Annotated in this window: 25 protein-coding genes; 18 read left to right on the forward strand and 7 right to left on the reverse strand. The window is 68.7% G+C overall.

From position 1 onward, the window contains the following. The first annotated feature begins 24 nt into the window (after window positions 1–24). The 7 genes from gspG to gspM all read left to right on the forward strand — a co-directional run bounded on the left by gspG (window position 25) and on the right by gspM (window position 4651). Window positions 25–579, forward strand: coding sequence for a type II secretion system major pseudopilin GspG (gene gspG / locus V7672_RS10050; protein WP_442889364.1), 555 nt, complete (start codon window positions 25–27; stop codon window positions 577–579). Window positions 580–712: 133 nt separating this feature from the next. Beyond that, window positions 713–1138: a GspH/FimT family pseudopilin gene (locus V7672_RS10055; RefSeq protein ID WP_335624464.1), complete on the forward strand. Its 426-nt coding sequence runs from the start codon at window positions 713–715 to the stop codon at window positions 1136–1138. Further along, window positions 1131–1502, forward strand: a complete 372-nt coding sequence (gene gspI, locus V7672_RS10060; RefSeq protein ID WP_305484137.1) for a type II secretion system minor pseudopilin GspI — start codon at window positions 1131–1133, stop codon at window positions 1500–1502. Before V7672_RS10055 ends, gspI begins: the two co-directional genes overlap by 8 nt. Next, entirely contained in the window at window positions 1502–2098 is a 597-nt protein-coding gene (gene gspJ / locus V7672_RS10065; RefSeq protein WP_335624465.1) for a type II secretion system minor pseudopilin GspJ, read from the forward strand. The genes gspI and gspJ overlap by 1 nt, the downstream gene beginning before the upstream one ends. Before the next feature lie 26 nt (window positions 2099–2124). Further along, a complete protein-coding gene (gene gspK / locus V7672_RS10070; RefSeq protein WP_335624466.1) occupies window positions 2125–3081 on the forward strand; it encodes a type II secretion system minor pseudopilin GspK in 957 nt (318 codons plus the stop codon). Beyond that, window positions 3078–4187 (forward strand): type II secretion system protein GspL, encoded by a 1110-nt coding sequence (gene gspL / locus V7672_RS10075; RefSeq protein WP_335624467.1) that lies wholly within the window; start codon window positions 3078–3080, stop codon window positions 4185–4187. Before gspK ends, gspL begins: the two co-directional genes overlap by 4 nt. Further along, window positions 4184–4651 carry a type II secretion system protein GspM gene (gspM, locus tag V7672_RS10080; protein ID WP_335624468.1) on the forward strand — a complete coding sequence of 156 codons (468 nt, stop codon included), beginning with the start codon at window positions 4184–4186 and terminating at the stop codon, window positions 4649–4651. The genes gspL and gspM overlap by 4 nt, the downstream gene beginning before the upstream one ends. Here gspM and V7672_RS10085 read toward each other — a convergent pair. From V7672_RS10085 to V7672_RS10110, 6 genes are all read right to left on the reverse strand, one after another. Continuing rightward, window positions 4618–6309: an amidohydrolase gene (locus V7672_RS10085; RefSeq protein ID WP_335624469.1), complete on the reverse strand. Its 1692-nt coding sequence runs from the start codon at window positions 6307–6309 to the stop codon at window positions 4618–4620. The two genes, gspM and V7672_RS10085, sit on opposite strands and share 34 nt — an antisense overlap. Window positions 6310–6357: 48 nt before the next feature. Beyond that, on the reverse strand, window positions 6358–6513 hold the full coding sequence (locus tag V7672_RS10090) for a hypothetical protein (protein ID WP_335624470.1): 156 nt from the start codon (window positions 6511–6513) through the stop codon (window positions 6358–6360). A 1534-nt stretch (window positions 6514–8047) separates the two neighbouring features. Beyond that, window positions 8048–8860 carry a hypothetical protein gene (locus V7672_RS10095; RefSeq protein WP_335624471.1) on the reverse strand — a complete coding sequence of 271 codons (813 nt, stop codon included), beginning with the start codon at window positions 8858–8860 and terminating at the stop codon, window positions 8048–8050. 4 nt (window positions 8861–8864) lie between these two features. Then, the gene (locus V7672_RS10100) at window positions 8865–9335 is read right to left on the reverse strand and encodes a glycine-rich domain-containing protein (protein ID WP_335624472.1); all 471 of its coding nucleotides are present in this window, start codon (window positions 9333–9335) and stop codon (window positions 8865–8867) included. Window positions 9336–9458: 123 nt separating this feature from the next. Beyond that, a complete protein-coding gene (gene uvrB, locus V7672_RS10105; protein WP_335624815.1) occupies window positions 9459–11678 on the reverse strand; it encodes an excinuclease ABC subunit UvrB in 2220 nt (739 codons plus the stop codon). A gap of 137 nt (window positions 11679–11815) precedes the next feature. Further along, complete coding sequence (locus V7672_RS10110) at window positions 11816–13336, reverse strand: hypothetical protein (RefSeq protein WP_335624473.1); 1521 nt, start codon at window positions 13334–13336, stop codon at window positions 11816–11818. A gap of 86 nt (window positions 13337–13422) precedes the next feature. Here V7672_RS10110 and V7672_RS10115 point away from each other — a divergent pair, with 86 nt between their 5' ends. The 5 genes from V7672_RS10115 to V7672_RS10135 all read left to right on the forward strand — a co-directional run bounded on the left by V7672_RS10115 (window position 13423) and on the right by V7672_RS10135 (window position 16202). Continuing rightward, a complete protein-coding gene (locus V7672_RS10115; protein WP_335624474.1) occupies window positions 13423–14169 on the forward strand; it encodes an extensin family protein in 747 nt (248 codons plus the stop codon). Beyond that, the gene (locus V7672_RS10120; RefSeq protein ID WP_335624475.1) at window positions 14166–14534 is read left to right on the forward strand and encodes a hypothetical protein; all 369 of its coding nucleotides are present in this window, start codon (window positions 14166–14168) and stop codon (window positions 14532–14534) included. The genes V7672_RS10115 and V7672_RS10120 overlap by 4 nt, the downstream gene beginning before the upstream one ends. Before the next feature lie 243 nt (window positions 14535–14777). Then, complete coding sequence (locus V7672_RS10125) at window positions 14778–15245, forward strand: thiol-disulfide oxidoreductase DCC family protein (RefSeq protein WP_335624476.1); 468 nt, start codon at window positions 14778–14780, stop codon at window positions 15243–15245. A gap of 53 nt (window positions 15246–15298) precedes the next feature. Then, complete coding sequence (locus tag V7672_RS10130) at window positions 15299–16000, forward strand: hypothetical protein (protein WP_335624477.1); 702 nt, start codon at window positions 15299–15301, stop codon at window positions 15998–16000. Next, complete coding sequence (locus V7672_RS10135) at window positions 15993–16202, forward strand: helix-turn-helix transcriptional regulator (protein WP_335624478.1); 210 nt, start codon at window positions 15993–15995, stop codon at window positions 16200–16202. The genes V7672_RS10130 and V7672_RS10135 overlap by 8 nt, the downstream gene beginning before the upstream one ends. A 9-nt stretch (window positions 16203–16211) precedes the next feature. Here the strand turns inward: V7672_RS10135 and V7672_RS10140 are convergent, their stop codons facing one another. Continuing rightward, window positions 16212–16394: a hypothetical protein gene (locus tag V7672_RS10140; protein WP_335624479.1), complete on the reverse strand. Its 183-nt coding sequence runs from the start codon at window positions 16392–16394 to the stop codon at window positions 16212–16214. A 177-nt stretch (window positions 16395–16571) separates the two neighbouring features. Between V7672_RS10140 and V7672_RS10145 the strand changes: the two genes are divergently transcribed. From V7672_RS10145 to V7672_RS10170, 6 genes are read left to right on the forward strand one after another with little or no spacing between them, the layout of a single operon-like run. Then, window positions 16572–16871, forward strand: a complete 300-nt coding sequence (locus V7672_RS10145) for a PadR family transcriptional regulator (protein WP_335624816.1) — start codon at window positions 16572–16574, stop codon at window positions 16869–16871. A 14-nt stretch (window positions 16872–16885) separates the two neighbouring features. Continuing rightward, window positions 16886–17977: a hypothetical protein gene (locus V7672_RS10150; RefSeq protein WP_335624480.1), complete on the forward strand. Its 1092-nt coding sequence runs from the start codon at window positions 16886–16888 to the stop codon at window positions 17975–17977. A 38-nt stretch (window positions 17978–18015) separates the two neighbouring features. Further along, a complete protein-coding gene (locus V7672_RS10155) occupies window positions 18016–18372 on the forward strand; it encodes a DMT family transporter (RefSeq protein ID WP_335624481.1) in 357 nt (118 codons plus the stop codon). Beyond that, the gene (gene thiD / locus V7672_RS10160; RefSeq protein ID WP_335624482.1) at window positions 18369–19163 is read left to right on the forward strand and encodes a bifunctional hydroxymethylpyrimidine kinase/phosphomethylpyrimidine kinase; all 795 of its coding nucleotides are present in this window, start codon (window positions 18369–18371) and stop codon (window positions 19161–19163) included. Before V7672_RS10155 ends, thiD begins: the two co-directional genes overlap by 4 nt. Further along, on the forward strand, window positions 19160–19735 hold the full coding sequence (locus V7672_RS10165) for a nucleotidyltransferase family protein (RefSeq protein ID WP_335624483.1): 576 nt from the start codon (window positions 19160–19162) through the stop codon (window positions 19733–19735). Before thiD ends, V7672_RS10165 begins: the two co-directional genes overlap by 4 nt. Beyond that, a complete protein-coding gene (locus tag V7672_RS10170) occupies window positions 19732–20547 on the forward strand; it encodes a PhzF family phenazine biosynthesis protein (protein ID WP_335624484.1) in 816 nt (271 codons plus the stop codon). Before V7672_RS10165 ends, V7672_RS10170 begins: the two co-directional genes overlap by 4 nt. Window positions 20548–20593 lie beyond the last annotated feature (46 nt).

Consider the following 20593-nt stretch of genomic DNA (forward strand, 5'->3'; position numbering starts at 1 on the left):
ACCTCCGAAACCGACCGCCAGCACATGCTCCTCCCCCGTTCTTCACGGGGGAGGGGGACCACCCGCAGGGTGGTGGAGGGGGCGACCTTCAAGCGCCGGCGTTCGGGTTCCGCCCCCTCCACCACTCCGTGGTCCCCCTCCCCCGAAGCTGCGCGTCGGGGGAGGAGCGGGTTCACCCTTGTTGAGATGATGGTCACCATCGTCATCATCGGCCTGCTGGCGACGGTCGTCGTCATCAACGTGCTGCCCAGCCAGGACAAGGCCATGGTCGGCAAGGCCCGCGCCGATCTGGCCACCTTGGAAAATGCGCTTGAGCAATACCGGCTGGACATGCTGAGCTTTCCGACGACGGGTGAGGGGCTGTCGGCCCTGACCGCCGTGCCGTCCGGCTCGCCGCGCGCCGACCGGTATCGCAACGGCGGCTACATCCGCCGCCTGCCGGAAGACCCGTGGGGCAACGCCTATCAGTATCGCCGCGAGAGCGAGCACGGTCAGACCTTCGACGTCTTCTCGTTCGGTGCGGACGGCAAGCCGGGAGGCGAGGGCAATGACGCCGACATCGGCAACTGGCAGGGCTGAGATCCTCCCCTGCGAAGCGGGGGAGGGGGACCACGGAGTGGTGGAGGGGGCGGAAACCGGACGCCGACGGTCGGAGGTCGCCCCCTCCACCCCCCTGCGGGCGGTCCCCGTCCCCCGTGAAGGACGGGGGAGGATGGGCTTCACCCTCGTCGAGATGATGGTGACGGTGGCCGTTATAGGGCTGGCGGCGACGGCCGTGGTGCTGGCCGCCCCCGACCCCACACCCCGCCTGCCGGTCGAGGCCGAGCGGCTGGCGGCGCGGCTGGTGCGGGCCCGCGAAGAGGCCATCCTGACCAACCGGCCGGTTGCGGTCGACATCGGGGCCGAGGGCTATGGCTTTCGCGTGCGGGCCGAGGACGGCTGGACGCCCCTGACCGAGGGTCCGTTCGAGCGTGTGGCATGGGAAGAGGGCACCCGCGTGGAATCGGCCGGCGGGGTCGAGGCCGTGATGTTCGACCCGGTGGGTCTGGCCGAACCCGCGCGGCTGTCGCTCAGCCGGGATCGTGCGCGGGCGACGGTCACGGTCGACCTGGCCGGAGAGGTGCGTCTGGATGACTAGGCGCGCGGACAGGCGGTCAGGCTTTACCCTGATAGAGATGATGGTGGCGCTGGCGGTCTTCAGCCTGGCGGCGCTCGCCCTGCTGCGCATGACGACCGAGAACACCCGCACCGCCGGTGAGCTGGAGACGCGAACCCTGGCCGGGATCGTCGCCGACAATCTGGCGGTCGAGACGCTCGTGGCCGTCGACCCGCCGGCGCCCGGCGAGACGGCCGGCGAGACCGATCTGGGCGGACGGCGCTGGATGTGGCGCCGCATCGTCAGCGGCACGGGCGATCCGGCCCTGCTGCGCATCGAGGTCCGCGTCTCGGACGACGGGGTGTGGACCTCGGCCGAAGCGGTCCTGTTCCGGGCGGTGTCGTGATGCGCAGGCGGACCCGCGCGGGCTTCACCCTCACCGAGGTGCTGATCGCGCTAACGATCTTTGCCCTGATCGCGGCCGCGGGGACGGCGGTGATGGGCGTGTCGATCGACAGCCGCTTTGCGGTCAAGGCGGCGTCCGAACGTCTGGCCGAGGTGCAGCGCCTGCGCGCCCTGCTGAAGGCCGATGTCAGCCAGGCCGTGGCGCGACCGCTGGCAGGTGGTGACGGGCTCGTGCCGCTGCGCACCCGCGCGACTGTCGGGGCTGACCCGACCCTGGTCCTGGCCCTGACCCGCACGGGGGCCGGCGTCGGGCTGGCCGAGGACGGATCGGGCCTGATCGGCATCGAATATCATCTGGTCGAGGACCGGCTGGAACGCCGGGTGCGTCCCCATCCCGATGCGCCGGGACCCGGCGTGGTTCAGGTCGTCGCCACCGGCGTGACGGTGGCCGAAGCGTCCTTCGTCTCGCTGGGCGTCGACACGCCCGTGTTTGAACCGCGCATTCGCCAGACCATGCCCGACGCCGTGCGGCTGCGTCTGACGCTGGAGACCTATGGTTCGCTGGACCAGTGGCTGCTGATCGGGAGCGGCCGATGAGGCGGCGCCACAAGGACCGGAAAGGCATGGCCCTGCTGACCGTGCTGCTGATGGTGACGGTGATGGCCGCCATCGCCGTCGCCCTGCTGGACGATGTGCGCTTCTCCACGCGTCGGGCCTCCAACCTGGCATCGGTCGGTCAGGCCCAGTGGTATGCGCTGGGCGCCGAGGCCCTGGCGCGCAAGCGGATCGAGCGGCTGATCCGGCAGGCCGGACCGGTCACCCCGACCGAGCCGGACTGGAACGGACGCCCCTTCGCCTTCCCCGTCGAGGCCGGGCAGATCCAGGCCGTGGTTCGCGACGGCCAGGCCTGTTTCAATCTGAACAGCGTTGTCTCGGGCATCGACGGGGCCTACGTCGCCCGCTCGCGCGGGGCCGAGCAGCTGGTGGCTCTGGGCCGCGCGCTGGGCGTCGACGAGGGCCGGATGCGAGCCGTCGCCGAGGCCCTCACCGACTGGATCGACAGCGACCAGACGCCCCTGCCGCGTGGGGCCGAGACCGCCGCCTACGCCGGGCGCGAGACGCCGCTTCGCACCCCCGGCGCCCTGTTGCTGGAGCCGGGTGAGCTGCGCCTGATCCGGGGCATGGATGCCGAGGTCTACGGTCGGTTGCGGCCCTTCGTCTGCGCCCTGCCGACACCCGACCTGTCGCCGATCAACCCGAACACCCTGTCGGTCGACGACGCGCCCCTGCTGGTCATGCTGTCCGAAGGGCGGCTGAACCCGGCCCGCGCCCGCGCCGCCATCGCCGCCCGCCCGCGCGGTGGCTGGCGCGACATCGGCGCCTTCTGGAGTCAGCCGGCCATGGCCGAGGCGACCCCGGCCTCCGAGGTCTATGACCAGCTGACCCTGACGACCCGCTATTTCGCCTTCCGCAGTGACGTCGAATTCGCAGGGGCGCGGGTCACGCGCACCGCCCTGTTCCGAATCCTTCCCGACGGCCGTGTCGAAACGGTCGTCCATCGCTGGACTGCCGACCGATGAGCCGAACCCGCCTTGTGCTGATCCCCGCCGAGGGCAGCGAGCCCGCCCCCTTCCTGATGCTCGACGCCGACGGGCGCGTGCTGGAACGCGGCCATCTGTCGGTCGAGACCCCGGCCCTGCCCGGGGCGCGGGTGCGGACCGTGGCCGTCGTGCCCGGCGCCGATGTGCTGATCCGGTGGCTGACCCTGCCCGCCGGTCGCCCGGTGCAGCAGAGGGCGGCCGCCCTGTGGGCGCTGCGCGAAGATCTGGCGGTCGATCCGGCCGGCATGCGGGTGGCGCTGGGTGCGGTCGAGGCAGACGGCTCGCGTCCGGTGGCAGCGGTTTCCGAGGGGCGGCTAATGGCCTGGACCGATGCTCTCTCCCGGCTGGGGCTGACGGCCGACGCGCTGGTGCCCGACAGTCTGGTGCCGGCCGATCCGGAGGAGGCCGACACGGTCAACACGATCACCTTCGGCCCGACCGTGGCCCTGAGGGGCCGGCGGCTGGCGGTCTCGGTGCAGCCCGATCTGGCGCCCGTGATTGCAGGCGAGCGGCGTCTGGTGCCGATCGCAACGGATGCCGAGGTCGAGGCCCGGCTGATCGCGACGGCGCTCACCCCGCCGGTCGATCTGGGCGGCAGCGAGCGTCGGGCCCCGCAGGGCGAGGGCTGGAAGGCCTGGCGTCTGGCGGCCGGCCTCGCGCTGGCCCTGCTGGTCTCGCCGCTGGTGCTGACGGCGGCGGCGGCGATCCGCGACGACATGGCCGCCAGCCGCCTGCGCGAGGATGCCGAGGCTCGGGCGCGCGTCCTGTTCCCCGACATGGCCGCCGATGCCGATCCGCTGGACGAGGCACAGCGACGTCTGGCCCTGACGCCGCCCCCGGGCGGGGTGGCCGTGGTCGCCGCCGTCCTGTTCCAGGCGCTGGAGGGCGTGCCGGGGGCGGAGCTGGACAGCCTGACCGCCGATCCGGTTTCCGGGGTCCGGGCCACGGTCAGCTATACGGCGTTTCAGGATCTGGAGGCGATCCGGAACGGGGTCGAGGCGCTGGGCCTGCGCATGGTCGAAGAGGCGACGCTGGAGGAGGGCGACCGCATCGCCAGCGACATCATCGTGGGAGTGGGCGCATGAGGGCGGTGACGGACTGGCTGGCGGGGCGGACGCCGCGCGAGCAGGCGATGCTGATCGGGCTGGCGGTGGTCGCCGGGGGCATCCTGGTCTTCTACGGCGTCGTGCAGCCGCTGTACGGCTGGCGGGAGGCGGCGGCGGAGCGACGGGCTGAGGCGACCGAGGCCACCCGGCTGATCGCGGCGGCGGAGGCGCGCATCCAGCCCGGTGCCACCTCTGACCCGGCCCGTCTGGCCGAGGTCGCCGGTCCACTGGCCGAGGCCCAGGGGCTGGCGGTCGAGCTGTCCCCCGGCGAGGACGGCGGTCTGGCCTTCAGCGCCCAACAGGCGCCGACGGCGGCGCTGTTCAGCTGGCTGGCCGCGCTGGAAAGCCAGCACGGCATCGAGGCCGTCGCCATCAGCGTCACCGAGAACGCCGATGCGACGCTTCAGGCTCAGGGCCTGCTGGTGGCCTCTTCCGCCCGATAGACCACTTCGCCGTCGACGATGGTCAGCACGGCCTTCGCGTTCGGCAGCTCGGCCTCGGGCGCGGTCATCAGGTCGATGTCAAAGGCGGTGAAGTCGGCGCGCTTGCCGACCTCGATGGTGCCCAGCTCCTCCTCGCGGAAGGAGGCATAGGCCGGCCACAGGGTGAACATGTGCAGGGCCGTCATCCGGTCCACGGCCTCGTCCGGGCGCCAGTCGGGGCCCTGAAAGCCCGACAGGTCGCGCCGCGCCACGGCGGCATAGAATTCGATGGCCGGATCGCCGCGCTCGACGGGCGCGTCCGAGCCGCCGACCACGATCACGCCCAGATCCACCAGACTGTGCCAGGCATAGGCGCCGTCGAGGCGGGCATCGCCCAGCCGGGCCGGGGCGAAATGCAGGTCGCCGATCGCGTGGCTGGGCTGCATGGAGGCGATGATCGGCAGGTCGACGAACCAGCGGTAATCCTCGGGCCTGAGGATCTGCGCATGCTCGATCCGCCAGCGCACGTCCTCGCCGTTCGGACGCTCCGACGCCGGCACGGCCTCCAGCGCCTCGGCATACCATTCGGCCACCGAGGCATTGCCGCGATCGCCAATGGCGTGGGTGGCGACCTGGATGCCCGAGCGCAGCGCGGCCTCATAGACGGGCACGGCCTCCTCGCGCGTCATCTGCATCAGGCCCGTGGTGTCGGGCCGGTCGGAATAGGGGGCGAACAGGGCCGCCCCGCGCGAGCCCAGCGCCCCGTCGGCATACATCTTGACCGCCCGCGTCACGACCCGCCCGTCGGCGACCGAGCGCGGGCCCGAGGCGAACAGGGCGGCGGCCCCGTCGGGGGTCACGCTGTTATAGACCCGGATCGGTGCCTCGCCCGCCTCGGCCATCGCCTCCAGCAGCGGCACATCCCCCCAGGGCGCGCTCATGAAATGGATGCCGGTCCAGCCATAGCGGGCATAGACGGCAAAGCCGGCGCGATAGACCTCGCGCGGGGCGGCGGGCGAGTCCGAATAGCCCTCGGGCGCGCGCAGCAGCCCCATGGCCGCATCGACCAGCAGGCCGGTCGGCTGGCCGTCCGGCCCCTTCAGGATCTCGCCGCCCGCCGGGGCCACCGTCTCCGCATCGATGCCCGACAGCGCCAGCACCGGGGTCGAGACCACGGCGGCATGGCCGTCGGCGCGGCTCAGCATCACGAACCGGCCCGGCGCCGCCGCATCCAGATCGGCGGCCGTCAGGAATCGCCCCTCGGGCCAGTGGGTCTCGATCCAGCCCCGGCCGATGATCGGCCCCTCGGGATGGGCCACCGCCCAGGCCTCCAGCCGCGCCATGGCCTCGGCCACCGAGGCCGACCCCTCCAGGTTCAGCGTCATCTCGCGCGCGCCGATGCCGTCCAGATGGGCATGGCCGTCGGTAAAGCCGGGAAACAGTGCCGCGCCCTTCAGGTCGATGACCTGCCAGCCCAACGGAACAATCGGGCCCTGCCCCCGCCGGGGGCCGACATAGGTGATGCGCCCGTCCTCCACGATGACCATCTCGGCCACCGGAGCCCCGGGCACCCCCGTATAGATGGGCCCGCCTTCGATCAGCATGTCCTGGGCCAGGGCCCCGCCGGGCACCGCCAGCAGCAGGGCGGCAAGGGCACAGGGAAGGATGGTCGCGCGCATGGGGTCGCCTCCGTCAGATCGGGCGACCGGCGTGCAACCGTTGCCGCGTCAGGTCAAGTCGCCGCGTTCCCTCGCCCCCCCGTCCCGCATGCGGCGCAGATGATCCAGCCGGCTCTGCAACTCGGCGCGCAGGGCGGCCTCCTCCTCGGGGGAGCAATCGTCCTCCGGGTCCGGGGCCGGTCGGGCGGTGCGGGGGTTCGGCATGGGCGGGGTCCTTTTCTGAAGAGAGGGGAAAGGAGGCAGGCGGTCATTCCTCCCCCCTCGGGGGAGGGGAACCGCGAAGCGGTGGAGGGGGCCGACACGCGGCATCGGCGCCCGAGTGGCAGACGGCGGCGCTGCCCCCTCCACCCTCCTTCGCCCTGCGGGCTGCGGACGGTCCCCCTCCCCCATAGGGGAGGATCTTGGGAACGGGCACGCCTCTACGCCCCTGCCGTTTCCGGCAGCGGTGGGGAGGGCGGCGGGACGCCGGGCCTTCGCCCGGAGTGTCTATGGAATACCGTTTCGACGAAGACTGACGCCCCGCGCGGAGGGTTTTCCGGGAGCTTGCGTCGGGTGGCCGTGTTCGGGCCTTACCGCAGCGCCCCCGGCGGGCAGGAGGCGCCGGCGGCGCCTTCCCTGGACCGGCCGGGTATCCCCCCCGACCCTTCGACAACACCCGCACCCGGAGGCGGGGTGCTGTCGGCATTATCCCCGTTGGGGCCTACCGCTCGGCTCGCGGAGCCTCGCTACTTGAGGCCCGTGCGCGCTGAAAGATCGACCGTCCGGGATAATCCCCGCTCCATCCGCTCCCGCCGCCGCATCGAACGCCGGCCGAGCGCCCTCCCCCGCGACGGGACACGGGGATGATGGCATGGGCTCGAGCCAGGGCGGGCAAAACGGTGCGAGAAACGCGAGGGGCGTTGAAAGGGCAGGGGAAATGGGGGGCGGGGCGGATAGTTGGGCCCTTCAACCCGTCATACTCGGCCTTGACCCGAGTATCGGAGCGGGCACGCGGTGGTCCGGTCCGGGGGCGGTGGAGTCGGGTTCATCACAAAGGACACAAAGAGGGACACAGAGGACACAAAGGGGGAGTGCGGGTGGGGGGCGACTGATCGCCCGCCAATGTGGGTCGGTGTTTCAGTGGACGGGCCCAGATCGAGCTGATCTGGGCCCGTTCGATCCTTTCCGGTGGCTCCTAACGGCGCCTGCAGCAGCGTTCACCCTTGCTCAGAATTTTTCCGCACCCGCAGCAGCGCCTAGGTTTCGGCTTATGATGGTAACGCATCAGATGCTCCTTGATTTGGCAGCGGTCAGAACAGGGTAGCTCCTGGCGACAATGTCGCCAGGAGCTCGCGTCGAGGGCTCTCTAGTGGCCGCAACCGACGCCTTCACCGCCGTCGCCGCAACCGCCGTCACCATCGCAACCGTTGCCGCCCCGGAAGGAGGACCAGGGGTTCTCGAAACGTTGTTCGTCTGAGTATTTCATGACTTTCACTCCAGATGTCCTGCTGGCGGGGTGCCAGAGGTGTCGCAAAGGTGCCATGAACATTGCAGCAAGCAAGTAATCGTTCTTGTATTGCGACGCCGAGTTCGACCTGAGACGAAGGGAGCGCTCTATGTCGATCTAGCCGTAGCTTGTAGGCGCCGTCTCTGTTCTACGATTAGGGCGAAAATGATCGCCTCCGTCGTTCGCGCTCGACCAATCCGGGAAGTGGCGTCTAGAACGTATCTCGCCGTAGCGAGGCACCAGCGCTCACGATCAGTCACGCGGTGGCGGTTCAGCAGAAGCTGCAAGCTTCAATATCATCCCGCGTTCAGCCGGTTCAGACCCAAGGACCCAGTTCTTACCTGCTGAACGAAGTTGGGCAATGTCAGCATCCTGAGAAACAGGCTTGGCCCGCACGAAAGATATCCTGCGGAAAATGACCTTATCTTCCGGCAAAACACATTTTTGAACGCCAACTAGAATATCTTTTGAGTATCTGCGGTTCTTATGTGGGACTAATATACACAAGGATACGTCTATATCTGGTGAATTGTAATCAAAGCCGATTAAAAAAATTTGCCTTCCATTTGTGAGTGCGTTCCCAATCCAGCAATCATCGTGATCCCGGTGCCTGTGAGAAAAATTAAAACGTCCCGCGCGTTCCTCAATAGAAAGCGTGTATGGATCTACTCCATGATCCCACTCGGGATGTTTTCCGGACTCAATGTCAACGCTGGATGGTCTTACTACTTCAAATTCGCCGGTGTACTCTGAAAGCAGGCCGTTCCATCGCCGAGCCTCGACCTCGAACCGCCAAATATGATCCTCACTAATTGCGTCGCTGCAAAATGCTGCGTCGTCACAAGTTATACCCCGTGCCCGCACAAAACGACTAAGGTGTTCGGGGTGAGAAGTCCTCTGAGTAATGCCGGAGATATAGTCGGTTAACTGCCGCTCAATATTGGGCCCAACGCCCTCCTTGATGAGAAAGTCGCGCAACTGCGAAATCGCGTCAGCTTTGGTATGAATTCCTGCTACTTGGCAGGCGCTAAGCCAAGCCCTCGCTCCAGCAGACGCTTCCCCCATCTACTCAACCATGTGTGCTGCAGCACTTGCTGGCGCTTACGGCCTCCGCTCCCTCCGGAGGCCAGACCGGACTGAGCACCTCACCATATAACCGCCGTAGGCTTGGTAATGTTTCGCGTTCGTAAGAACTTTCAGAAGCTTCATCGGTCGAACGCAGCGGGCAATGGTGTATGAAAGCACCTGCGATAGCGCCACACATTTCGGCGTAATCCTGAGTGTCAAGGATGTGCTGATGCCAGATTTCATCCACGTCACCAGCCATGCCAAAGCCGCCGTCTGGTGCGATAACCGTGAGCGATAAAAAACGCCGATACTCCCGCTCAACGTTGGCTGCGTAGTCTTCTTTCCATCCGCACCGGCGGGCAGCCTCACGCGAGGCCCATGAGAGGTCCCAGGCTTCCAAACGCGCAAGACGGGCAGCCACATCAGCCGAAATGGCATCTGCCGTGGTGAGTTCTAGCTGTAACGTGCTCATCGGAACGATCTCTCATCGTGACATCCAACCATAGCCTAAGTATGGGGCAATGTAACCAGCCCTGTGCACTTGTCGGAACCTTGTATCCCCAGCGCGAGTATAGAGGCTGGTGCCTAGGAAGTTCTACCGCCCCTTCCGGAACGCCTCCGCCTTCTCCGCCGCGGCCTCGGCGCGCCAGCGTTTCGGGGCGGACTTGTCGACCTCTTCGCCCGCGCCGGTCAGCATTTCATTGGCGAACTCCAGGTCGAGGGCCTTCATCTTCTTGATCTCGTCGCGGAGGCGGGCGGCCTCCTCGAACTCGAGGTTGGCGGCGGCCTCGCGCATTTTTGACTCCATGTCCTTGAGGGCGGCCTGGAAGTTGGAGCCGGTGAAGGGTTTGGCCTCTTCCTTGAGGCCGGGGCTGGTCAGGCGGTCCATCGCGCGGCTCTCATAGGGGCTGGCGAGGATCTCCTTGATGTCGCGGCGGACGGACTCGGGCGTGATGCCGTGTTCGGTGTTGTATTCGACCTGTTTGGCGCGGCGGCGGTTGGTCTCGGCGATGGCGCGCTCCATCGAGCCGGTGGTCTTGTCGGCATAGAGGATGACGCGGCCGTCGACGTTGCGGGCAGCTCTACCGATCGTCTGGATCAGGGAGGTTTCGGAGCGCAGGAAGCCCTCCTTGTCGGCGTCCAAGATGGCGACCAGGCCGCATTCGGGGATGTCGAGCCCCTCGCGCAGCAGGTTGATGCCGATCAGCACGTCGAAGGCGCCGAGGCGGAGGTCGCGCAGGATCTCGATACGCTCCAGCGTGTCGACGTCGGAGTGCATATAGCGGACGCGGACGCCCTGTTCGTGCATGTACTCCGTCAGGTCCTCGGCCATCTTCTTGGTCAGGACGGTGACCAGCGAGCGGTAGCCGGCGCGGGCGGTGGCCTTCACCTCATCGATCACGTCATCGACCTGGTTGCGGGTGGGGTCGCTGACGGGGCGGATCTCGACCGGCGGGTCGATCAGGCCGGTGGGGCGGATGACCTGTTCGGTGAAGACGCCGCCGGTCTGGGCCATTTCCCACGGGCCGGGGGTGGCGCTGACATGGACCGTCTGGGGGCGCATGGCGTCCCACTCCTCGAACTTGAGGGGGCGGTTGTCGATGCAGGAGGGCAGGCGGAAGCCGTATTCGGCGAGGGTCGACTTGCGCTTGTAGTCGCCGCGGAACATGCCGTTGATCTGGCCGATGGTGACGTGGCTCTCGTCGACGAACAGCAGGGCGTTGTCGGGGATGTATTCGAAGAAGGTGGGCGGGGGCTCGCCCGGGCTGCGGCCGGTCAGCCAGCGGCTGTAGTTCTCGATGCCGGCACAGGCGCCGGTGGCCTCCATCATCTCGAGGTCGAAGCGGGTGCGCTGTTCCAGCCGCTGGGCCTCCAGCAGCTTGCCGTTCTCGTTCATCCAGTCGAGCGTCTCCTTCAGCTCGGCCTTGATGCCGTCGATGGCCTGTTTCAGCGTCGGGCGCGGGGTGACGTAGTGGCTGGCGGCATAGACGGTGATGGTGTCGAGGTCGGCGGTCTTCTTGCCGGTCAGGGGGTCGAACTCGTGGATGGCCTCGATCTCGTCGCCGAACAGGCTGAGGCGCCAGGCGCGGTCTTCCAGGTGGACGGGGAAGATCTCGATCGTGTCGCCGCGCTTCCGGAACATGCCGCGCTCGAACGTCAGGTCGTTGCGCTTGTACTGCAGGGCGATCAGGTCGGCGCGCAGCTTGGCCTCATCGATCTGGTCGCCGACCGCCAGGGTGAAGGTCATGGCCGTATAGGTCTCGACCGAGCCGATGCCGTAGATGCAGCTGACCGAGGCCACCACGATCACATCGTCCCGCTCCAGAATGGCCCGCGTCGCCGCGTGCCGCATCCGGTCGATCTGCTCGTTTATGGACGAGTCCTTTTCGATATAAGTATCTGTTCTTGGGACATAAGCTTCCGGTTGATAGTAGTCGTAATACGAGACGAAATACTCGACGGCGTTGTCGGGGAAGAAGGCCTTGAACTCGCTGTACAGCTGGGCGGCGAGGGTCTTGTTGGGGGCCAGGATCAGGGCCGGGCGCTGGGTCTGCTCGATGACCTTGGCCATGGTGAAGGTCTTGCCCGAGCCGGTCACGCCCAGCAGCACCTGGTCGCGCTCGCCCTCGGCCGCCTGGGCCACCAGTTCGGCGATGGCGGCGGGCTGGTCGCCGGCGGGGGTGTATTTGGTCTCCAGCCGGAAGGGGCGCGAGACCTTGTCCGTCGGGCGCGAGGGCCGGTGCGGCACCCAGTCGGACGGCGCGCCCGGCGCCTCCTCGGGCGTCAGGCGCGGCCCGGTGACCGGCGCAAACATGGGCAGGTTGCCGGGGGCGGCAGAGGCGCCCTTGAAGGCCGCCGGGGCCTCGGACACACCGGACGTGGAACGCGAAGATCGGGGAGAACGGGCCATGAACGGAAAGGTAGTGCGCCGGGTGGCCCGCGGCTAGGGGGTCAGAACCCGGGGGGCATCCGGTCCCATGTCTGCCGACGCCCCACTGCCTCGATCGCGGCAATCACATCCGGCCGGGCCAGGACGGACTCGCGGAACGCCCTGCGACGCAGCGAACCCGGGGTGGCCTCGGGCGAAGGGGCGAAGATCTGGACGCTATACAGGGCGCCGAGCCGCTCCCGGGGATCCTCGAGCAGGGCGATCAGGGCCGCCGCGGCCGCGTCCTCGTCGCCGATGCAGGCATAGACGCCCCAGGTCGAACCCGGCGCGACGGTCGGATTCTCCTCGATGTAGGCGATCTCGGCGCGCGCGGCGTCGAGGTCGCCCAGCGCCGCATGGGCACAGGCCCGTACCTCGGCCAGCTGGACGCGGCCATAGGGGGCCAGTCGCCCGGCCGTGACGTCGATGGTCGCTTCGAGCGCCTCCGCCGGACGGTCCAGCTTGACGTAGAGATTGCCCAGATTGATGGCGTGGCTGACGTTGACCTCGCCGCCCTCGGGTCGGCGGGCGGCCCGCCGCAGATCGGCCAGGCCCCCCTCGACGTCGCCCAGGTCGATGCGGATCCGCGAGCGAGCATCCAGCGCCCAGATAAAGTCGTCGGAAACGACGGCCGCCTCGCCCGGCTTGCGGGGGCGCTCGGCGTCGGCGATCTCCCGGTCAAGGATCTGCAGCGCCTCGTCCAGCCGGCCCTCGTCATGGAGCATCGAGGCGTAGAGGTTCCAGTCGGACAGGTCCGCGTCCGGGGCCTCGGTGGCCTGTCGGGCGTCCTCGAGTTCCGCGGCCGCAGCGCGCTCGATCTCGAACAGATCGGGATGCTGCGCTCGCAGGCCGTCAAACCGACGGTCCGTGCTCATGATCAGACGCGGGGTCGCCCTCTCGATTCGCGCCACGAAGGCCCTGGCCTGGTCCGCCTTGCCACCGTCGATCAGCCAGGCCGCATGGGCCATCCAGAACCGCCCGCCCGTGTCCTCCCAGCCTGCGTCGGTCAGGGCCTCGATCAGGCGGCCCTGGGCCTCCGGATGATCATGGGCCGCCCGCATGATCTGGGAAATCCAGCCTTCCGGAGCCTCCGTCACGAGTGCCGGGTAGAGGCGAACCGCCTGCGCCAGGGACGTCACCGCATCGACCGGCTCGTCCGCCAGATGCGCGGACAGGGTCCGTGCCCACCAGTCGCCCCAGACCGCATCGTCGGCTTCGGTGACGCGGCGCCAGTCCCGCCACGACCGGTCGACGCGCCCGGTCTCATCCGCCACGCTGGCGATCAGGCGGTACACCTGCGTCTGCATGGAGGCGGGGATCTCCTTGAACGCAGGGTCGACGACGACAGCGTCCAGCGCCCGCAGGGCCCCGTCGTAGTCGCCCTGCTCAAGCGCCTGAAGGGCCAGGATCAGCTTGTCCTGGATCGCCTGGATCTGGGGAGAGGCGGGCGCCGCCTGGGACGGGGGCTTCTGGGCCAGCGCCTCGGTCGGGACCGCCAGGGTCGCGGCAAAAAGGGCGAGCGGAACGACGAGGAAACGGGACATTTGGTCACCCTGCCAAACGGTCCTGCACAAGGCAATGCGACGCAAGCTGCCGCCCCATCGCCCGAATCCCGCTACCCTCTCCGCCCATGAAACACTCCCGACTGATCCTTGCCCTGGGCCTGCTGGTGCTGGCGTCGTGCGGGCGGGCCAATCCGCCGCCGCCGGGGTGGGGGGATCGGGGCGCGGTCAGCCAGCCGCCGGTGAATGCGCCGGTCAGTGTGCGACTGGCCTCGGGACTGATCGACCAGCGGCCGGATCGTGGCATGCGCGAGCGGGTGGATGCGGCGGGGGCGGACCTGGCGGTCTGTCGGGCCGAGCTGGATGCGGCGCGGGTGACCTTTACCCCCGTGCCCGACCGGGTGGACTCCGAGACCTGTGGCCTGGCGGGGGCGGGCACGCTGGACGTCGACCGGGGCACGGTGGCGCGCCTGTCGCCCGCGGGGCCGGTGATGACATGCCAGACGGCGCTGGCCCTGTCGGTGTGGCGGCGGCAGGTGGTCGAGCCGGCGGCGCGCGAGATCTTCGGCCAGGACGTGGTCGACATCGTCCACTATGGCACCTTTGCCTGTCGCACTGTGTCGAACCGGCCGGGCGCGCGGCCCAGCGCCCATTCGCGCGCGGCGGCGGTGGATTTTGCCGGGGTCATCCTGCGCGACGGCACGCGGGTGATGGTCAAGCAGCACTGGTATGGCGACGGGCCCGAGGCACGGTTCCTGAAGCGCATCCGCGATGAGGGCTGCTGGATTTTCAGCACCGTGCTGAGCCCCGACTATGACGCCCCGCACCAGGACCATCTGCATCTGGAGCCGGGGGGCAGGGCGTTTTGCAGGTGAACAAGGCTGCGCTCCCGTTTTACGTATTCAGAAGTCGTGATCTTCTTTGGATGCTCCCGGCGACGCTAGGGGGCTGGATAGTGCTGGCAATCTGCGGCGTGGACTTCGAGGTCGGCTTTCTCCTGGCCGTGTCAGGCATGGCGATCGGTGTGACGGCGTTTTCTTATCGCGCGGCGTACAGGCACGCCGGGTATTGGGCCACGCTGGGCGCATACGCATTTTTGCACGTGCTGTTCTTTTCTTTCGTCGGAGGGGGCTGGTTGCCTATGCCGACCGGGCTCATCAGCCCCTTCATCCTTCTCGACTACTTCGCCATGGCGTTCCTTCTGCCCAAGGTAATCGGGGTGAAATTCGCCTTGGGCTAAGCGGTCGCTCGCTGCTTGAAGGCCTGATCCCTCCTTATACCCGCTCATTCCTGCGGAAGCAGGAACCCAGTGCTTTGGCCAAGGGCAGGAGGCCGGATGGCATACCTAGGTCTGCGAGCGGGTAGGGCTGAGCCGTGCACGAGATCTGGGTCCCGGCTTCCGCCGGGATGAGCGGAAGGGGTGGGTTATGCCCCCTGCCAATCCCGTGCTGATCGTGGGGTGATTGCGCGGTATAGAGTGCTGATGCCTGCACAACCCGAGACCCGTGCGATCGTCGTGTTCGACACCGACTGCGTGCTCTGCAGCGGGATGGTGCGGTTTGTTCTGGCGCCTGAGCGGGGGCCGGACCTGCACTTTGCGGGCGCGTGGTCGGCGACGGGGCGGGCGCTGGCGGAGCGCCATGGATTTACGCAGGCGGACCTCAACGACACCTTTCTGGTCATCCGGGACGGGCGGGCGCTGACCCGGTCCGACGCGGGGCTCGCCCTCGCACGGAGGCTCCGGCGGCCGTGGTGCTGGCTGGCGGGCCTTGGACTCGTGCCAAGGCCGATCCGCGACGGGGTCTATGATCTGGTCGCGCGGCACCGGTACCGGTGGTTCGGGCGGCGCCCGTCCTGTGTCGTCGTCGAGCCCCGGCACCGGCACCGGTTCCTCGATGTCGATGCCCGGCCCGGAGCCGGGAGGGGCTGGAGGGGACTTGACGGCGTGTAACCTTGAGGTGATATGTAACCCGAAGGTGACATTGATCCGAGGGAGCGAGCGCCATGATGACGATGACCGAACAGGAGCGCGTGCGGGAGGGCCGGGCGCGGGGCAGGAAGCTGGTGGCGGCGCTGGCGGCGCTGGTCATCGGGGTGGCGGTGGCCTTGGTGGTGTACGGCTACATCCGGGCCGGGGTCGGCGCGACCGGAACGGTGGCGGCGGTTCTGGGCTTTGGCGTCGGACTGGCGCTGATCGCGGCGATCAAGGCGTGGACGCTCCGGCCGTGGAACCGGACGTGGCAGCTGGAGCCGGTGCAGGCGCGCCGCGATCGGCTGCAGGCGCGGCGCAACGGGATCCTTTGGGCGTTTCCGGTGGCCAGCCTGTTCTTTCTGGCGGTGTCGTATCAGGCCTGGGGCGGCATCGAGGCGGGCGATGACGCGGTCGTCGACTATCTGCAGGTCGGCCTGCCGGTGCTGTATTCCTGGGTGGTGAGCATGGTGGTCATGGGCTGGGACTTCCAGTCGCGGACCCAGCGCAAATACCTCGACGACGAGCTGACCGGGGCGCTGCGGGCGCGGGCCCTGGGGGCGGCGTTCGTGGTGCTGATGGCGAGCGGCACGGTGGCCGCCGGGGTCAGCCTGTGGCGGCCGGAGTGGAGCCCGCTGGCGATCATCACGGCGCTGACGCTGGGCGGGGCGGCGGCCGGACTGCGCTTTGCCTGGCTGGATCGCGAGGCGGGCCTGCCGGAGCGCGGGGATGGGTGACCCGCGGCTGGGGTCGCACCTGAAGGCCATCCGCACCGCCGCCGGCCTGACCCAGGCCGAGCTGGCCGAGCGGGCGGGCGTGTCGCGCAAGACCATCAATACGGTCGAGAACGGGGTGTTCATCCCCTCGACCCTGCTGGCGCTGGACCTGGCCCGGGCGCTGGGGGTCAGCGTCGAGGACCTGTTTTACCTGAAGGATTAGGCCCTGACGTCAGCGGCGGTGTTTTTTGCCGGATCTGGTCAGGACGTAGCCGAGGATCAGAGCGAGTGGCAGGGTCAGGAGCAAGGTCCACTGGCCCTCTGTCACAGCCCGGATGACCATGGCGACGAAGCCGGCGACGACCGCGATCAGGGCTGCCCAAAAGACAATCAGAACAATGTGTTTTCGACTCATCGTCTCGCCACCTCGGCCTCCGGATCACGCCACTCCCTCCTGTTAGGCCGCGCGGGTTAAGGCTTCGTGGTCGGCACCGCTTGACTCGCTCATACAGTATGTCGCATACACTGTGTGTCACACACTATGTGACGTGAGTGGAGCGGGCCCTTGGGCGAGACCGATCTTTATGAGGCGATGCGGCTGGAGCTGCGGCGGGGCTCGCTGGTGCTGGCGGTGCTGGCGCGGCTGAAGACCGAGCAATACGGCTATTCCCTGCGCGTGGCGCTGGGCGAGCACGGGCTGGAGATGGAGGAATCGACCCTCTATCCGCTGCTGCGCCGGCTGGAGAGCCAGGGGCTGCTGACCAGCGAATGGCGCGAGGAAGAGCGCCGCAAGAAACGCTTTTACCGGCTCTCGCCCGCGGGCGAGGCCATGCTGGGCCGGCTTGAGGCCGAATGGCGCAGGCTGTCGGCCTCGCTGGACCGAATTCTGTGAAACTGGAGGGGACGATGGACCTGATCGAACGCTATCTGAAGGCCGTGGGGGCGCAGCTGCCCGCCGCCGGCCGCGAGGACATTCTGGCGGAGCTGCGCGACCTGCTGATGAGCCGGGTCGAGGAGCGGGAGGCCGAGCTGGGCCGGCCGCTGACCGAGGCCGAGGTCGAGGCCGTGCTGCGCGAGGTGGGGCACCCGCTGACGGTGGCCGCCCGCTATGGCGCCGGGCCGCAGCATGTGGTGGGGCCCGAGCTCTACCCCTGGTGGCTGTTCGGGGTGAAGACGGCCCTGACGGTGCTGGTTCTGCTCACGGCCGTGGGGGCTGTGGCGCGCATCCTGTTCGGCGGGGCCGAGGTGGGCCAGGCGATCGGTCAGGCCCTTGCCGGCCTGTTCGCGAGCGGGCTGACGGTGGTCGGGCTGGCGACGCTGGCGGGCTTCATCATCGAGCGGCAGGCGAAGAAGCCGGCCTTCCTGACCGAATGGCGGGCCAGGGATCTGGGCATGTTCGAGGTCGGCGTGTTCAGTCGCCGGTGGTGGGATTCGCTGAACGAAAAGAGCGGCGGCGGCACCCTGGATGACACCGACCGGGCGCTGGACAGGGTGTTGCCGGAGTTGTCGCCGACGGCGGGCGCGCTGGGCAGCGCCACCGCCTGGGGCATCTTCCTGATGTGGTGGTCGGGCCTACTGGGGCTGGGCTTCCGCCCCGAGGACCTGGGCGGCGAGCTGGTGCGCGGCGGGGTCGACTATGGCCTGCTGTTCGCCGAGACGGTGGCGCTGCTGTACTGGCCGGTGGTGGTGTTTGCGGCGGCCCAGGGGGTGTTCCACCTGATCCGGGCCCTGACCGGATCGCCCGTGCGGCTGACGGCCTTCGGCGATGTCGTGTTCCGGGGGGCGTCCCTGACCCTGCTGGGCTGGATCTGGCTGTATTCGCCCTTCTCGTCGCTGATCCGGGTGGACAGTGTGGCGGCCTTCATCGACCGCATCGAGACGCTGATCCGCACACGCGAGGGGGCCGAGAGCGTGCTGATGCTGATCGTGGCGGTGATCTTTGTCAGCGAGGTGATGGCCATGTTCAACGCGCTGAAGAAGCTGGTGGCGGGAAGGTAAGACTTGCCCCCGGGCTCACGCGTCGCCATTCACGAGAGATGACCGAGACGCTCAGACTGCTGACCCAGATGAACCCGTGGCTGGCGCTGGCGATTGCCGGACTGCTGGAGGTGGGCTGGGCCTCGGGCTTCAAGTTTGTCGGACCACAGCGGCCGGGGATCAGCCTTCTGGTCGGGATCGCCATGCTGGCCAGCTTCGGCTTCCTGTGGCTGGCGACGCAGAAGCTGCCGATCGGCACGGCCTATGGCGTCTGGACCGGGATCGGGGCGGTGGGGGCCGCCAGCATCGGCATCCTGGCCTATGGCGAGCCGGCGACGGCGCTGCGGCTGGTGTGCATCGTCCTGATCGTGGCGGGCATCGTCGGGCTGAAGCTGTTCTCGGGAGCGACCGTATGACCCGCGGCAGGGTTCTCATCATCGCTGGGTCTGACTCCGGCGGCGGCGCGGGGCTGCAGGCCGACATCAAGGCGGTGACCATGCTGGGGGGCTTTGCCGCGACGGCGGTGACGGCCATCACGGTGCAGAACACCCTGGGCGTTCATGGCGTCCATCCGCTGCCGGTCAGTCTGATCCGCGAACAGGCCCGGGCCGTGCTGAACGACATCGGCACAGACGTGATCAAGACCGGCATGCTGGGCAGCGTCGAGGTGGTCGAGGCGGTCGCCGACATTCTGGACGGGGCCGGCGTGCCCGCAGTCGTCGATCCGGTCATGGTGGCCAAGGGCGGGGCGAGCCTGCTGGAGGATGCCGCGATCGACGCCGTGCGCACCCGGATGGTGCCGCGTGCGGCCCTGCTGACCCCCAATGCGCCCGAGGCCGAGGCCCTGACCGGCATCGCGGTCACCGATCTGGACGGCCAGCGCCGGGCGGGCGAGGCCCTGCTGGAAATGGGCGCAGGCGCCGTGCTGATGAAGGGCGGCCATGTGCCGGGCGAGCGCGTGCTGGACCTGCTGTTGACCGGCCGGGGCGAGACGGTGCTGGAGGGCGAGCGGGTCGAGACGCGCCACACCCACGGCACGGGCTGTACGCTCGCCAGCGCCTGTGCGGCGGGCCTCGCGCAGGGGCAGACGATGGAGGCGGCGGTGGCCAGCGCCTGGGCCTATGTGGCCGAGGCGATCCGCCGGGCGCCCGGGCTGGGGCAGGGGCACGGGCCGCTGGACCACGGCTGGCCGGTGCGCGATCGATGAGCGATCCGGCGACCCGGCTTGAGGCCATCGTCCGGGCCGACCCGGATCTGATGACGGTACTGGAGGGGGTGCGGGCCGAGGGTCTCAACGACTGGCTGATCTTTTCCGGCGCGGTCTATCAGAGCGTCTGGAACCACCTGACGGGGCGGCCGGCCGGGCACGGGATCAAGGATTTCGACGTCGGCTATTTCGATGCTGACTATAGCTGGGACGCCGAGGATGCGGTCATCCGCCGGGTCGCCGCACGCTTTGACGAGCCGCTGAAAAGCCGCGTCGAGGTTCGCAATCAGCGCCGCGTCTCGGAATGGTTTCCGGAGAAGTTCGGCCAGCCCTGGCCGCCGGTCAGCGCCACCGCCGAGGCGCTGTCGCGGTTCGTCGCCCCGGCCTTTGCCGTCGGGGTGCGGCTGGAGCCCGACGACCGGCTGACGGTCGAGGCGCCCTTTGGCCTGGACGACATGTTCGCCATGGTGCTGCGCCCCAATCCGACCCGGCCGCTGGCCGCGGACTGGGACCGGGTGGTCGACAAGCTTGTGGCCCGCTGGCCGGAACTGAAGGTGGAGCGCGAGAGATGAGACAGTGGACGGTGGATGCCTTTGCCGCGCGCCCCTTCATGGGCAATGGCGCCTGTGTGGTCGAACCCCAGCTGGAGTGGCCCGACGAGGCCTGGATGCAGGCGCTGGCGCGCGAGAACAATCTGTCGGAGACGGCCTTCCTGACACGCACCGACCGGCCCGACCGGTTCGGCCTGCGCTGGTTCACCCCGGGGCGCGAGGTCGATCTGTGCGGCCACGCGACGCTCGCCAGCGCCCATGTGTTGCTGGGCGAACTGGGGCTGGACGTCGAGGCCGTCACCTTTGACACCGCCTCAGGACCGCTGATCGTGAAGCGGGGGCAGGGCAAGGACGCCTATGAGATGGACTTTCCCGCCGATCCGCCGCGCCGCGCGGGGCCGGTCGCGGGTCTGGCCGAGGCGCTGGGGGCCGAGCCGGTCGAGGTCTGGGCCGCCCGCTATCTGGTGGCGGTGCTGAAGGATGCCGAGACGGTGCGAACCCTGACGCCCGACATCGCGGCGCTGAATGCCCTGGTCAGCCCGGCGGGCGAACAGGGCGAGGTGATCGTCTGCGCCCCCGCCGATCCGGACGATCCCCATGACGTCGTCGACCGGTTCTTTGCCCCCGGCTGTGGCGTGCCCGAGGACCCGGCCACCGGCTCGGCCCACTGTATCCTGGCCCCCCTGTGGACCGACCGCCTCGGCCGCGCCCGCGTCGACTTCTTCCAGGCCTTCCCCACGCGGGGCGGTGCCATCACCACCGAGATGCGCGGCGACCGCGTGATCCTGACCGGACAGGCGGTGACGACGGTGGAGAGCCGGTTGAGGGTGTAGGGGGGCGTTCCCTAGCGGCGTTGCTATCGCGACCGTCGGCATTCAT

This window comes from Brevundimonas sp., from assembly GCF_036963785.1.
Lineage (GTDB): Bacteria > Pseudomonadota > Alphaproteobacteria > Caulobacterales > Caulobacteraceae > Brevundimonas.

What these genes read in the sequence shown, in the direction of transcription:
- gspG (WP_442889364.1), top strand. Translation starts at nt 25, where the DNA reads ATGCTCCTCCCCCGTTCTTCACGGGGGAGGGGGACCACCCGCAGGGTG.
- V7672_RS10055 (WP_335624464.1), top strand. Translation starts at nt 713, where the DNA reads ATGGGCTTCACCCTCGTCGAGATGATGGTGACGGTGGCCGTTATAGGG.
- gspI (WP_305484137.1), top strand. Translation starts at nt 1,131, where the DNA reads ATGACTAGGCGCGCGGACAGGCGGTCAGGCTTTACCCTGATAGAGATG.
- gspJ (WP_335624465.1), top strand. Translation starts at nt 1,502, where the DNA reads ATGCGCAGGCGGACCCGCGCGGGCTTCACCCTCACCGAGGTGCTGATC.
- gspK (WP_335624466.1), top strand. Translation starts at nt 2,125, where the DNA reads ATGGCCCTGCTGACCGTGCTGCTGATGGTGACGGTGATGGCCGCCATC.
- gspL (WP_335624467.1), top strand. Translation starts at nt 3,078, where the DNA reads ATGAGCCGAACCCGCCTTGTGCTGATCCCCGCCGAGGGCAGCGAGCCC.
- gspM (WP_335624468.1), top strand. Translation starts at nt 4,184, where the DNA reads ATGAGGGCGGTGACGGACTGGCTGGCGGGGCGGACGCCGCGCGAGCAG.
- V7672_RS10085 (WP_335624469.1), bottom strand. Translation starts at nt 6,309, where the DNA reads ATGCGCGCGACCATCCTTCCCTGTGCCCTTGCCGCCCTGCTGCTGGCG.
- V7672_RS10090 (WP_335624470.1), bottom strand. Translation starts at nt 6,513, where the DNA reads ATGCCGAACCCCCGCACCGCCCGACCGGCCCCGGACCCGGAGGACGAT.
- V7672_RS10095 (WP_335624471.1), bottom strand. Translation starts at nt 8,860, where the DNA reads ATGGGGGAAGCGTCTGCTGGAGCGAGGGCTTGGCTTAGCGCCTGCCAA.
- V7672_RS10100 (WP_335624472.1), bottom strand. Translation starts at nt 9,335, where the DNA reads ATGAGCACGTTACAGCTAGAACTCACCACGGCAGATGCCATTTCGGCT.
- uvrB (WP_335624815.1), bottom strand. Translation starts at nt 11,678, where the DNA reads ATGTTTGCGCCGGTCACCGGGCCGCGCCTGACGCCCGAGGAGGCGCCG.
- V7672_RS10110 (WP_335624473.1), bottom strand. Translation starts at nt 13,336, where the DNA reads ATGTCCCGTTTCCTCGTCGTTCCGCTCGCCCTTTTTGCCGCGACCCTG.
- V7672_RS10115 (WP_335624474.1), top strand. Translation starts at nt 13,423, where the DNA reads ATGAAACACTCCCGACTGATCCTTGCCCTGGGCCTGCTGGTGCTGGCG.
- V7672_RS10125 (WP_335624476.1), top strand. Translation starts at nt 14,778, where the DNA reads ATGCCTGCACAACCCGAGACCCGTGCGATCGTCGTGTTCGACACCGAC.
- V7672_RS10130 (WP_335624477.1), top strand. Translation starts at nt 15,299, where the DNA reads ATGATGACGATGACCGAACAGGAGCGCGTGCGGGAGGGCCGGGCGCGG.
- V7672_RS10135 (WP_335624478.1), top strand. Translation starts at nt 15,993, where the DNA reads ATGGGTGACCCGCGGCTGGGGTCGCACCTGAAGGCCATCCGCACCGCC.
- V7672_RS10140 (WP_335624479.1), bottom strand. Translation starts at nt 16,394, where the DNA reads ATGAGTCGAAAACACATTGTTCTGATTGTCTTTTGGGCAGCCCTGATC.
- V7672_RS10145 (WP_335624816.1), top strand. Translation starts at nt 16,572, where the DNA reads ATGCGGCTGGAGCTGCGGCGGGGCTCGCTGGTGCTGGCGGTGCTGGCG.
- V7672_RS10150 (WP_335624480.1), top strand. Translation starts at nt 16,886, where the DNA reads ATGGACCTGATCGAACGCTATCTGAAGGCCGTGGGGGCGCAGCTGCCC.
- V7672_RS10155 (WP_335624481.1), top strand. Translation starts at nt 18,016, where the DNA reads ATGACCGAGACGCTCAGACTGCTGACCCAGATGAACCCGTGGCTGGCG.
- thiD (WP_335624482.1), top strand. Translation starts at nt 18,369, where the DNA reads ATGACCCGCGGCAGGGTTCTCATCATCGCTGGGTCTGACTCCGGCGGC.
- V7672_RS10165 (WP_335624483.1), top strand. Translation starts at nt 19,160, where the DNA reads ATGAGCGATCCGGCGACCCGGCTTGAGGCCATCGTCCGGGCCGACCCG.
- V7672_RS10170 (WP_335624484.1), top strand. Translation starts at nt 19,732, where the DNA reads ATGAGACAGTGGACGGTGGATGCCTTTGCCGCGCGCCCCTTCATGGGC.